The organism is Acinetobacter sp. Q186-3 (assembly GCF_013420655.1).
Taxonomy (GTDB): domain Bacteria; phylum Pseudomonadota; class Gammaproteobacteria; order Pseudomonadales; family Moraxellaceae; genus Acinetobacter; species Acinetobacter indicus.
Genome location: NZ_VOXS01000011.1, coordinates 62078 through 74863, shown reverse-complemented (window position 1 = coordinate 74863; position 12786 = coordinate 62078). Strand labels below are relative to the sequence as shown.

General features: G+C 48.5%; 9 protein-coding genes, 1 rRNA gene and 1 pseudogene. 7 read left to right on the top strand and 4 right to left on the bottom strand.

Annotation, left to right across the window (positions count from 1 at the left end):
• A 5S ribosomal RNA gene (gene rrf / locus FTT64_RS10480) occupies positions 1 to 104 on the top strand; the annotation flags it as partial.
• A 442-nt stretch (positions 105 to 546) separates the two neighbouring features.
• A complete protein-coding gene (locus tag FTT64_RS10475) occupies positions 547 to 1908 on the top strand; it encodes an aromatic acid/H+ symport family MFS transporter (RefSeq protein WP_005181158.1) in 1362 nt (453 codons plus the stop codon).
• A 78-nt stretch (positions 1909 to 1986) separates the two neighbouring features.
• Here the strand turns inward: FTT64_RS10475 and FTT64_RS14470 are convergent.
• Positions 1987 to 2136 (bottom strand): annotated as a pseudogene (locus FTT64_RS14470) (hypothetical protein); the annotation flags it as partial.
• Positions 2126 to 2314 carry a hypothetical protein gene (locus tag FTT64_RS14465; protein ID WP_227554598.1) on the bottom strand — a complete coding sequence of 63 codons (189 nt, stop codon included), beginning with the start codon at positions 2312 to 2314 and terminating at the stop codon, positions 2126 to 2128. The pseudogene FTT64_RS14470 and the gene FTT64_RS14465, both read right to left, overlap by 11 nt.
• A 137-nt stretch (positions 2315 to 2451) precedes the next feature.
• Between FTT64_RS14465 and FTT64_RS10465 the strand changes: the two genes are divergently transcribed.
• The 3 genes from FTT64_RS10465 (at position 2452) to FTT64_RS10455 (ending at position 6024) form a co-directional block, all read left to right on the top strand.
• Positions 2452 to 3903 (top strand): aldehyde dehydrogenase family protein, encoded by a 1452-nt coding sequence (locus FTT64_RS10465; protein WP_075174677.1) that lies wholly within the window; start codon positions 2452 to 2454, stop codon positions 3901 to 3903.
• Positions 3904 to 4424: 521 nt separating this feature from the next.
• Entirely contained in the window at positions 4425 to 5912 is a 1488-nt protein-coding gene (locus tag FTT64_RS10460; protein ID WP_075174678.1) for a sodium-dependent transporter, read from the top strand.
• Between the two features lies 1 nt (position 5913).
• Entirely contained in the window at positions 5914 to 6024 is a 111-nt protein-coding gene (locus FTT64_RS10455) for a methionine/alanine import family NSS transporter small subunit (RefSeq protein WP_005181164.1), read from the top strand.
• A gap of 78 nt (positions 6025 to 6102) precedes the next feature.
• Here the strand turns inward: FTT64_RS10455 and rsmB are convergent, their stop codons facing one another.
• Positions 6103 to 7407, bottom strand: a complete 1305-nt coding sequence (gene rsmB, locus FTT64_RS10450) for a 16S rRNA (cytosine(967)-C(5))-methyltransferase RsmB (protein WP_180182326.1) — start codon at positions 7405 to 7407, stop codon at positions 6103 to 6105.
• Complete coding sequence (gene fmt, locus FTT64_RS10445) at positions 7404 to 8366, bottom strand: methionyl-tRNA formyltransferase (protein WP_045795611.1); 963 nt, start codon at positions 8364 to 8366, stop codon at positions 7404 to 7406. The genes rsmB and fmt overlap by 4 nt, the downstream gene beginning before the upstream one ends.
• A gap of 423 nt (positions 8367 to 8789) precedes the next feature.
• Here fmt and ilvD (FTT64_RS10440) point away from each other — a divergent pair, with 423 nt between their 5' ends.
• Together ilvD (FTT64_RS10440) and ilvD (FTT64_RS10435) are read left to right on the top strand one after the other, a co-directional pair.
• Positions 8790 to 10619: a dihydroxy-acid dehydratase gene (ilvD, locus tag FTT64_RS10440; protein WP_075174681.1), complete on the top strand. Its 1830-nt coding sequence runs from the start codon at positions 8790 to 8792 to the stop codon at positions 10617 to 10619.
• Positions 10620 to 11033: 414 nt separating this feature from the next.
• Entirely contained in the window at positions 11034 to 12719 is a 1686-nt protein-coding gene (gene ilvD / locus FTT64_RS10435) for a dihydroxy-acid dehydratase (RefSeq protein ID WP_005181175.1), read from the top strand.
• Positions 12720 to 12786: the final 67 nt, after the last annotated feature.

Sequence of the window (12786 nt, the reverse complement as noted above, 5' to 3'; positions counted from 1 at the left end):
TAGCAAGAGTGAACCACCTGATCCCTTCCCGAACTCAGAAGTGAAACCTCTTAGCGCTGATGGTAGTGTGGGGTTACCCATGTGAGAGTAAGTCATCGCCAGCTCATTAATTCAAAATCCCCCTAGCAAAAGCTTGGGGGATTTTTTTATGGGCGTAATTTTTAGTTTCTACATCTACGACCTTGACAGTGCTTTTGGGCTTTTATGACACAATTTTTACATTTATTTGCAAATTTGTGTGGTAGAAGTTGTCATTTAAGCCTGTCTTAAAAATTGCAATGATAAAGCTTTTATTTCACTGTTTTGTAATATAAAAATTTTAAAAAATAGAATAAGTTTCCAGTAATTATAAGATTTATAACTAAATTTTCTGCTCTGAAATTGAGCTTTATTGCTAAATCAAATCTGATTTTTAAGAAAAATTTATCATTTAGACTTTTTATCCATAGACAAAAAATGAATAATCATTCATTTTATAGACAAAAGTGAATGATTGTTCATTTTTTCATATTAAGAATAAAATCTCACAATTGGAGGTGAGGATTAATGACAGCAACAACAATGAATGTGAATGCTGTAGTGGACAAGGCGAAGTTCAAACCTTTTCATTTAAACGTCGTACTCTGGTGTTTATTTGTAGTCATCTTTGACGGTTATGACCTGGCGATTAATGGCGTAGCCTTACCACTACTGATGCAAGAATGGAATATGACTGCTGTGCAAGCAGGCATGTTGGCCAGTACTGCCCTGGCCGGAATGATGTTCGGTGCCATGTTTTTTGGCATGCTGGCCGATAAGATTGGCCGTAAAAATGTCATTTTAATTTGTGTGACCTTATTTAGCGGTTTTACCTTCTGGGGCGGTTTTGCGTCTAACCCGACTGAATTCGGAATTTTGCGCTTTATTGCAGGTTTAGGAATTGGCGGAGTATTACCGAATCTGGTGGCCTTAACCTCTGAATATGCACCACAAAAACTGCGCAGTACCTTGGTGACCACCATGTTTAGTGGTTATGCGGTCGGCGGGATTATGGCTGCATTACTGGGTGCCTGGTTAACTCCAAGTTTTGGCTGGGAAGTGATGTTTTATATCGCGGGTATTCCACTGTTGCTGTTACCGATCTTGTGGAAGTTTTTACCTGAATCATTGACCTTTTTAGTGAAAAAACAGCAGGATGAAAAAGCGCGCCAGATTATCCAGAAAATCACGCCAGAAGAAAAAGTCAGTGCGCAGACTCAACTGGTCTTAAATGAAGTACAGGTGCCGGATGCCTCTATTGCCGCCTTATTTAAGCAAAACCGTGGCATGAGTACCTTATTGTTCTGGTGCTGCTTCTTTATGTGTTTATTGATGGTCTATGCACTGGGCAGCTGGTTACCAAAACTAATGATGGCCGCTGGTTACTCGCTGGGTAGCAGCCTGATGTTCCTGATGTCGATGAATATTGGCGCAGTAATTGGCACCATTGGCGGCGGGATTCTGGCAGACCGTTTCCATTTAAAACCGGTGATTATTGGCATGTTCCTGATGGGGGCTGTGGCGCTGGTTGGATTAGGCTTTAACTCGCCACAACCGGTGATTTACCTACTGGTGGCGCTGGCTGGGGCTTCCGCAATTGGCAGTAGTATTCTGCTATACAGCTTTGTGGCGCAGTATTATCCACTAGCGGTGCGCTCAACCGGGATTGGTTGTGCCTCTGCGGTCGGCCGTGTAGGTGCAATTGTCGGCCCGATTATTATCGGGGTGCTATTGGGTATGGAATTACCGCATAAACTGAATTTCTTGGCGGTGGCGATTCCAGCGGTGATTGGTGCAATTGCAGTTGCCCTGATTCGCATCCAGAAAGCCTCAGAGCCGGTTACTGAAACACCACCGGTGGTGTCTAAGGCCAGTCGCTCTTATAGCTAAACTGATGTAATTCATCTAAACCAACAAAAAGCCTCAGTAGAGGCTTTTTGTTTAAAGGGAAAAAGATGTTTTGTTGTTTTAGAAATGTGCTTCCAGCCCGAGATAAGGACCTTTGAAATCCAGCTGGAGATTACGTTCATCACCTTCGTTTAGCTCCACATCTAGAATGCGGTAACCGGCTTTCAGGCCGACATCGACCAGTAAATTATCAATAAAATTATATTTCAACCGCCAAGGCAAAAGACAAACTGGAGTCATCTTTCATCTCGGGTTGGCCCAAGGCACTCGATAAGTCACTATTATAATGCCAGTAATCGACGCTACCTTTAACACCAATAATATCGGCCTGTGCGGCGCTAAAACAGCCAAGACCGAGGATGAAACACAATGCTGGACGTGTACGCATAAAAATCCCTGTAGAGCTTGTATATTCTCAGAATAAATTTATTGTGGAGGATGGAGCCGGGAAACATCTCGGCGCATCATATCGGGAATTGGTATAAATTGCATTGACGCATCATGCAAAAAATAGAGGACCTGCACATGGCTACGCACACTGATCATCCGCACGATTATCCTTTATATCTGGCTGGACAGCCGCATGTGACCGGCCAGTGGCTAGAGGTCGAAGATAAGTATCTGCAGCGCTGTTATGCACGTGTGGCGCTGGCCGATGCAGAGACGCTAGAGCAGGCGATTCAGGCCGCAGTCCAGGCGGAAGCGGCGATGGCGGCGTTAAAACCGTTTCAGAAACAGAAAATCCTGCTGCATTGTGTGCAGCGTTTTCAGGAATGCCGGGCCGAGCTCACCGAACTGCTGATTATTGAAGGCGGTAAACCGAAAAGGGCTGCCGCTGCTGAAGTAGAGCGCTTAATCAATACCTTCCAACTGGCTGCGGATGCGGTCACCCAGATGGATCAGGGCCGGATGATGCCATTGGCGGTGACTGCTGCGGCTTGCAGTTATCAGGGCATCAGCAAACAGGTACCGATTGGCGCAGTGTCGCTGATCAGTCCATTTAATTTTCCTCTGAATTTGACGGCCCATAAAATTGCACCCGCGATTGCTGCAGGCTGTCCCTTTGTTTTAAAACCGGCCAGCCTAACCCCGATTTCTGCCTTAAAAATTGCCGAGATTCTGGCAGAAACCGATTTACCGGCTGGTGCCTTTTCGGTATTGCCCTGTCCGCGTGAGCAGGCCGATGTGCTGGTCACCGATGACCGCTTTAAACTGCTGAGCTTTACCGGTTCTGATGTGGTGGGCTGGGACATGAAAGCGCGTGCCGGACGTAAAAAGGTCACGCTGGAGCTGGGCGGCAATGCTGCCGTGATGATTGAGGCCGATACCGAGGTCAATGATGCGCTGGTTGACCGGTTAATTGGCGGTGCCTATAACCATGCCGGACAGGTGTGTATTAGTGTGCAGCGTATTCTGGTGCATCGCGCGATTTACACACAGCTTAAAGATAAACTGGTCAGCCGTTTGCAGTCATTACGGGCAGCTGATCCACGGCTGGACAGCGCTTTGGTCGGGCCGATGATTAAAGAGAACGAAGCCGTACGCCTGAAAAAATGGCTGGATCAGGCCGTAGCAGAAGGCGCGACGGTATTGGTGGGCGGCGAACAGCAGGGGGTGATGTTCGAGCCGACATTGCTGGAGCAGGTTTCGCCAACATCGGAAATTTACCAGAATGAAGCTTTTGGTCCGGTGGCTATTCTGGAGCCGTATGAACAGTTTGAGCAGGGCATTGAACGGATTAACCAGAGCCGCTTTGGTTTGCAGGCCGGGGTCTATACTCAGAATCTGCAGCAGATGCTGTATGCCTGGGACCAGCTGCATGTTGGCGGGGTGATTATTAACGATATTCCATCATTCCGGGTCGATAACATGCCGTATGGCGGGGTCAAGGATTCGGGTCTGGGCCGCGAGGGAATTCAATCGGCAATTCGTGATATGCAGGAAGAACGTTTGCTGGTGATCCATCAACCGGGTTGACGGCTTGGGGTGCATCAAGGGCAAGCTTGAACTTGATGCATTCTCATCTATAGATCACGGCAATCTATTTAAATACAGCATCTGAAGAAAGCATTGAGGGGCGGCGATAGGCATTTTATATCATCGGGTATAAATGACCGTTTAAAGGATGGCAATTGAGTTTTCAGTTTTACTTCATAATATATTCCAAAAAGTTTGGTAATTCATAACCAAAATTGTACAATAAATAAGCTGATTAATTGAGCGGTTGAATCAGGATAGATTATAAAAACCCAAGATTTGGAGCAGAAATTACAGAATAATTTTTTAAAAGTGAGTATTGTTGAACCATATAAAAGGGAGTCTTCACGATGCACTTTAAGCAAGTTTTCGTCATTCACTCCCTGTTTGTCATTTAGAAACCAGTACCCAAAAGGTCAAGGCTAAATCAAACACTCAAGATTAATATTGCATGGTGCTTTTTTGCTTGCGAGAAAACCACATAAAAAGCAGTGAAAAAAGCATCTAGGTTTAGGTGTTTTATGTCAGGAAATCGTGAAAACTGGTCCGCGCGATCAGGCTTTATTATTGCAGCGATTGGTTCAGCTGTAGGCTTGGGGAATATTTGGCGTTTTCCCTATGTGGCTTACGAAAATGGTGGTGGTGCCTTCCTGGTGCCGTATCTGGTGGCAATTTTTGCTGCTGGTTTGCCGTTATTATATTTAGATTACGCGGTCGGACATAAGTTCCGTAAAGCGCCGCCACTGGCGTATAAAAAGCTCATGAACAGCGAGTCCTTGGGCTGGTGGCAGGTGATGGTGACCTTGGTCATCGGGATTTACTATGCCAGCGTTCTGTCCTGGGCCGGTAGTTATATGTACTACGCAATTGGCCAGAAATGGGGGGCAGACACCCAGGCCTTCTTCTTTAATTCCTATTTGCAAAATGGCGAAGGGCTGGCCTTGGGCTTTGTACCGACCTTATTCTTCGGTCTGGTGATTGTCTGGGCGGTGGTGATGTTCATTCTCTACGGTGGTGTACGTCGTGGTGTGGAACTGGCCAATAAAATCTTTATGCCGTTACTGGTGGTACTGTTCACAATTCTGGTGATTCAGGCGATCCGTTTACCGGGTGCAACCGCAGGTTTAAATGCCTTCTTTACCCCGAACTGGGAAGCGATGGGCAACTATAAAGTCTGGCTGGCCGCATTTGGTCATATCTTCTTCTCGCTGTCTGTGGGCTTCGGGATCATGCTGACCTATGCTTCATATTTAAAGCGTAAAACCAATATGACCGGTTCCGGTGCGGTGGTTGCGCTGGCCAACTCGTCTTTTGAAATTCTGGCCGGTATCGGGGTATTTGCGGCTTTGGGCTTTATGGCCTTCAGCTCAGGCTCAACCGTGGAAGAAGTGGTATCTGGCGGTATTGGTCTGGCCTTTATTGCCTTCCCGAAAATTATTTCCAGCATGGGCGCAGGCGGCGACTTGTTTGGTTTCCTGTTCTTCGCCTCGTTGACCGTTGCCGGGATTACCTCGATGGTCAGTATTCTGGAAGTGCCGATTTCAGCTTTCCAGGACAAGTTAGGCTGGTCACGTAAAAAATCGGTCAGCATTATTGCCGGTGGTTCAGCCATTGTTTCGACCCTGATTTTCTCGACCCATAGCGCGATTACCTTTGTCGACATCATTGACTACTTTGCCAATAACATTGGTATTGTGGGTGGTGGTTTACTGTCGATTATTCTAGTGTCATGGTTCCGTCGTCCGTTATTGTCGCAGTTACAGGCGCATATCAACCAGTACTCTAGTATTAAACTGGGTGCCGGCTGGAACTTCCTGTTAACCGTTGTGACTCCATTATCATTACTGGTGGCTTTAGGCCTAACCATCAAGTCGATTGTTGCAGAAGGTTATGGCGGTTATCCGGCTGAAATCTTATGGCTGGTGGGTGGCGGTACGCTGGCCCTGTTTATTGTGGGTGCCATTGTACTAAGCTGTCTGAAAGACAAAGTACCGGAAGAGGAGAACTAAGATGAATACTGAAGCGATTATCATGATGATCATCTCGACTGTCCTGCTCTGGGGCGGTTTAATCCTGGCCATGATTCATCTGAGCAAACATCCAGATGAACCAGAGGATTAAGTCTGTGATACATGCATGTGCAGACTAAGCCGCTGTAGAATAAAAAAGGAACCACCTGAGGGTTCCTTTTTTTATCGTCTAGATTTTTTCGATCCGGCAATAATAGAAGCCATCGCCGCGTCCGGCTTCCGGTAACAGCTGGCGACCATACTGCTGTTCGACGCCATAGTCTGTGGCAATTTTAATTTCTTTGGCATCGGCATGCTGGGCAAAGAACTGCTGCATCTGCTGCTCATTTTCTGCTTTTAAAATGGAACAGGTGATATACAGCAAGGTGCCGCCGACTTTTAACTGGGACCACATCTGTTCCAGAATCTGCTGCTGCAGCTCGACGGTTTGCTGAATGTCAGCCGATTGACGTAACAGGCGAATATCCGGATGACGACGCATCACCCCAATGGCAGAGCAGGGTGCATCCAGCACAATACAATCGACCGGTTCAGTTGCGGTCCAGCGCGTAGCATCTGCCGCCAGAATTTCGACCTGCTGTGTATCGGTCAGTTGCAGGCGCTCCAGATTTTCCGTGACCCGTAACAGCCGTTTCGGGTCCTGATCCAGTGCCACCAGAGTGGCCGGACTAAATTTTTCCAGAATATGTGCGGTTTTTCCGCCCGGGGCTGCACAGGCATCAATCACCACTTTGTCATTTAAATCTGGCAGTAACTGCGCACAAAGCTGGGCATGTTCATCCTGCACCGAGAACCAGCCGGCATCAAAGCCCGGCAGCTCCGGAATCTGCACCGCCTGTTCCAGAATAATCGCCACATCGGAACGCTCGCCCGGACGTGCCTGAATACCGGCGCCCAGCAGTTTATTCAGATAGGCTTCACGGCTGATCTTGCGCTGATTGACCCTTAAAGTCAGTGGTGCTGTCTGTTTCAGGTCCTGGGTCAGTTGCTCCAGCTGTTCCGGCCAGTCTTTTTTCAGACGTTTAAACAGCCAGCTGGGTAAACCATGCGCCGCTTGCAGCGTCTGCTCAAAGACCGATGTTTCACGTGAAACACGTCGCAGGATGGCATTGACCACACCACTGAGTGCCTGAAAGCCTAACTGCTTGGTGGCAGTCACGGTTTCTGAAATGGCTGCATGGTCGGCAATACGGGTACATAAAATCTGATATAGCCCGACATAGAGACAGGTTTCGACGGTTTCATTGTTCAGCGGTTTGACCAGCAAAGGCAGGGTAATGCTTTTCAGGCCATACCATTGACGCAAGGTGCCCAAGACCAGTTCGTGATACAACGCCCGGTCACGCTCGGCGACCTTGGTCAGATGCAGCGGTAAAATACTGGCCAGAGATTGGCCCTGCTGGACGGCCAATAAAGTACGAATGACTTGGGCGCGTAAGTTCAGATGTGACTGACCGGATGGATGTTGATTCATGCCAGCACCTGCCCAATGTTTAATTTCTGGGTTTGTGCAATCTGGACCGGATTCAGCGCTTTACCACCCGGCCATTGCAGGCTGGTCAGACAGATGGCTTTGCCATCGCCACAGGCCACATGCACGCCCTGTTTATCTAGTGCCAGAATGGTCCCCGCCGACTGGCCATTGACCGCTTCATTCGACAGCACAGATCCCCAGACCCGTAAATTACGCTGTTCATCTAGCGGAATAAACGCCACCGGCCACGGGTTAAAGGCGCGAATATTGCGGTCAATTGTCACAGCATCCTGAGACCAGTCAATTTTCGCTTCGGCTTTAGACAGCTTGTGGGCATATACCGTTAAAGCTTCATCCTGTACTTCGCGCTGTTCCAGATACTGTTGTAAAGTCTGCTCCGAAGCCAGTACCGCCACAATCGCCTCCGCACCCTGAATGGCCAGTTTGTCATGCAGGCTGGCAGAGGTATCTTCAGCTGTAATCGGGCACAGGGTTTTATACATCATATCGCCGGTATCCAGCCCGGCCGCCATCTTCATAATGGTCACGCCGGTTTCAGCATCACCGGTGGCAATGGCGCGTTGAATGGGCGCCGCTCCTCGCCAGCGTGGCAGCAGCGAACCATGAATATTCAGGCAGCCATATTTGGGTGTATCCAGCACCACTTGCGGCAAAATCAGGCCATAGGCTGCCACCACCATTACATCGGCATTTAGGGCTTTTAGTTCTGCCTGCGCAGCCAGACCTTCTTCCGTGGATGATTTAAAATGTAACGGTTGATATACCGGAAGATCATGTGCCAGCGCCAGTTGTTTCACGGCAGAGGCCGTAAGTTTTTGTCCGCGGCCTGCTTTGCGGTCAGGTTGAGTATAGACCGCCACAATTTCATGCTCGGTTTTTAATAAGGCATCGAGCGCTACAGCTGCAAATTCTGGTGTTCCCGCAAAGATAATTTTCACACATGAGATTCCATATAAACTTGCCCCACATTATATGCGAAAAGCCTTTTTAAGCCTAAATTGTCATGTAAATAGAGATTGCATCTTCATGAGTTCGGCTGGGTGTTGTTCTTTGCAAACAAAATTTTATTTAAAAAATTAATATCAATAAATTTTGTTTATATAAAAGGTAAAAATTATTCATGAAAATGCCGGAGCTAATGCTTTATGATCAAATCATATCGGCTCCGTAGGCGAGTCTCCCCAGTTTTCATCAGTTGAAAGATCGCAGAATAAAAGGTTCAAAAGACCCGATCACCCAGCACGCTGACAGATTGAGCTGTAGTATGATGTGACGAAATTTCAACTGATAACCTGAAGATCAGTACATTTTAGCCAGAGATGGGGATTCACCCTCTCAAGCACAACTCGTTGGAAATACACATGCCTGACTATCGTTCAAAAACATCGACACACGGAAGAAATATGGCGGGCGCACGTGGCTTATGGCGTGCGACCGGGATGAAAGATGAAGATTTTGGCAAGCCGATTATTGCGGTGGTCAACTCTTTTACCCAGTTTGTACCGGGTCACGTGCATTTAAAAGACCTGGGTCAGCTGGTGGCACGTCAAATTGAAGCGTCAGGTGGTGTAGCCAAAGAATTCAATACCATTGCGGTCGATGATGGTATCGCCATGGGTCATGACGGCATGCTGTATTCCTTGCCATCACGTGACCTGATTGCCGACTCGGTGGAATATATGGTCAGCGCACACTGTGCTGATGCCATGGTGTGTATTTCAAACTGTGACAAAATCACCCCGGGCATGTTAATGGCCGCCATGCGTCTGAATATTCCGGTGGTGTTTGTGTCCGGCGGTCCAATGGAAGCGGGTAAAGTCAAAATCCGTGGCAATGAAAAAGCCATCGACCTGATTGATGCCATGATTGTCGCTGCAGATGACAACTTTACCGATGAAGAAGTGGCAGAATACGAACGTTCAGCCTGTCCAACCTGTGGTTCATGTTCAGGCATGTTCACTGCCAACTCAATGAACTGCTTGACCGAAGCGCTCGGTTTATCTCTTCCAGGTAACGGTTCTACACTGGCCACGCATGCTAACCGTAAAAAACTGTTCGAACGTGCTGGTTCTTTAATTGTGGAACTGGCCAAACGTCACTATGAACAGGATGATTACAGCGTTCTGCCACGTTCAATTGCCACCAAAGCCTCGTATGAAAATGCCATGACGCTGGACATTGCCATGGGCGGTTCAACCAATACTGTATTGCACCTGTTGGCTGCGGCCAATGAAGCCGGTGTTGATTTCACCATGGATGACATCGACCGTTTATCGCGTAAAGTGCCGGTCTTGTGTAAAGTGGCTCCGGCAAAAAATGATGTACATATGGAAGATGTCCACCGTGCCGGCGGGATCATGGGTATTCTAGGCGAGCTGGATCGTGCCGGTTTGCTGGATACTTCTGTACCGACCGTACATGAAGCCACTTTAAAAGATGCCTTAGATAAATGGGACATCATCCGCACTGAAAATGAAGAGGTGTACACTTTCTTCAAATCGGCGCCAGGTGGTGTTCCAACCCAGACTGCATTTTCACAGGACCGTTATTATTCACGCCTTGATGGCGACCGTGAAAATGGCGTAATCCGTAATGCTGAACATGCCTTCTCTAAAGATGGTGGTCTGGCCGTGCTGTACGGCAACATCGCCCTAGATGGCTGTATCGTAAAAACTGCGGGTGTAGATGAATCCATCCTGAAATTTAATGGTACAGCTCGCGTATTTGAAAGCCAGGATGCCGCAGTAGAGGCGATTCTGGGCGGAAAAATCAGCGCCGGTGATGTGGTGGTGATTCGTTATGAAGGTCCACGTGGTGGTCCGGGGATGCAGGAAATGCTGTACCCAACCAGCTACCTGAAATCCAAAGGTCTGGGTAAAGACTGTGCCTTGCTGACCGATGGCCGTTTCTCGGGCGGTTCATCTGGCTTGTCGATTGGTCACGTCTCTCCGGAAGCGGCAGAAGGTGGCGCGATTGGTCTGGTCGAAGATGGCGACCGTATTGAAATTGATATTCCAAACCGTAGCATTCACTTGGCGGTTGATGATGCAACCATGGCAGCGCGCCGTGAAGCACAGGAAGCCAAAGGCTGGCAGCCGGCTGAGGAACGTCCACGCAAGATTTCTAAAGCGCTGAAAGCCTATGCCATGCATACCACCAGTGCGGCCAAAGGTGCGGTACGTGAAATCTAAGCGCTAAGTTTTTAGAGCTACAAAAGCACTCCTGATGGGGTGCTTTTTTATGTGAGAAGCTAAGTTTGAAAGGGATCGCTTCAGCATGACACTGTCGTAAGAGAAGGATTTGATAATGGTTGATTAGCTTTGGTTCGACCGACCTTGCGAAATATATTGCTCATTGGGAAAAAGGAGGCAAAACCATTTTCATCTGCAAAACTCGTTCAATACCTGCAGGTTTCACTGATATCGCAAAACCATTTAATATGAATTGTAGTTCTGCCTCGGACCGTTGCAGATGACTTGGGTATAGATCAAATGTTCGAGAAACCGCTGAAAGCTATATTGTACGGATTTAATTCTATACAATAATCGTAGAATAAATTGCCAAACACTGTGGCTTCAATCCAGTGATCGCCAAGGAAGAAACCAATGAGTAAAGATAATATCCGCGAACATTCCGCCCCGGTCTATGAGGGCATTGAAAATGCACCGGCACGTTCCATGATGCGCGCCACCGGCTTTCAGGATGAGGATTTTACGCGTCCTTTTATCGGGATTGCCTCAACCTGGGCCAATGTCACGCCGTGTAATATGCATATTGATGGGCTGGCGCGTGAAGCCGAAGCCGGGGTCAATGCCGCTGGCGGTAAGGGGATTATCTTTAACACCATCACCATTTCGGACGGGATTTCAAACGGCACCGAGGGCATGAAATATTCGCTGCTAACCCGGGAAATTATTGCCGATTCGATTGAAGCCGTGGTTGGCTGTCAGGCCTATGATGGGGTGATTGCCATTGGCGGCTGCGATAAAAATATGCCAGGCTGTATTATGGGGCTGGCGCGCCTCAACCGTCCGGGGCTGTTTGTCTATGGCGGCACCATCAAGCCGGGCGCAGGCCATACCGACATGATTTCGGTATTTGAAGCGGTCGGGCAGCATGCCAAGGGCGAAATTAATGAAATTCAAGTCAAACAGATTGAAGAAGTGGCCTTGCCGGGACCGGGTTCCTGTGGCGGCATGTACACCGCCAACTCGATGGCCTCGGCGATTGAAGCCTTGGGCATGAGTTTACCGGGTTCATCGGCGCAGGAAGCGGTGTCTGAGGACAAGAAAATTGACTGTCAGCGTGCCGGTGAAGCGGTAATGAACCTGCTGCGTCTGGACATTAAACCGCGCGACATTATGACCAAAGCTGCGTTTGAAAATGCCATTAAAGTGCTGATTGCCCTGGGCGGTTCCACCAATGGCGTACTGCATTTACTGGCGATGGCACATACGGCCGGGGTCGAGCTGAGTCTGGATGATTTTGTCCGCATTGGTCAGGACATTCCGGTGGTGGCCGATGTACGTCCATCGGGTCAATACCTGATGTCTGAACTGATTGCGATTGGCGGGATTCAGCCGCTGATGAAACGGATGCTGGATGCCGGCATGCTCGATGGTTCCTGCCTGACCGTGACCGGTAAAACACTGGCCGAAAACCTGGCGGATGTTGAAGACTATCCGGAAGGCCAGCAGATTATCCTGCCATTTGATGCACCGGTGAAAAAAGATTCGCATCTGGTGATTTTAAAAGGCAACCTGTCGCCAACCGGTGCGGTGGCAAAAATTACCGGTAAAGAAGGGCTGTATTTTGAAGGCCCGGCACGGGTGTTTGAAGGTGAAATTGGTGCCATGCGCGGTATTCTTGACGGTCAGGTGCAGCCGGGTGAAGTGGTGGTGATTCGCGGTGTTGGACCAAAAGGCGGACCGGGCATGCCTGAAATGCTAAAACCGACCTCAGCGATTATTGGTAAAGGCCTGGGCGATGCTGTGGCCCTGATTACCGATGGCCGTTTCTCCGGCGGCAGTCATGGCTTTGTGATTGGCCATGTGACCCCGGAAGCCTATGAAGGTGGGCCAATTGGTTTGGTGAAAAATGGCGATAAAATCTCCATCAATGCCGAAACCCGTGAAATGACCTGGCATGTGTCTGAACAGGAAATTGCCGCGCGTCAGGCGGCCTGGGTCAAGCCAAAACCAAATTATACGCATGGTGCACTGGCCAAATTTGCCCGACTGACCTCAGGGGCAGAGACCGGCGCCGTGACCGATTTAAATTTGGATGTGTAATTGATCATTTAAGATCAAATTGTTATAAACCGGTGTAGTATCTTTTATTCCGCCGTTTAATCCTTTA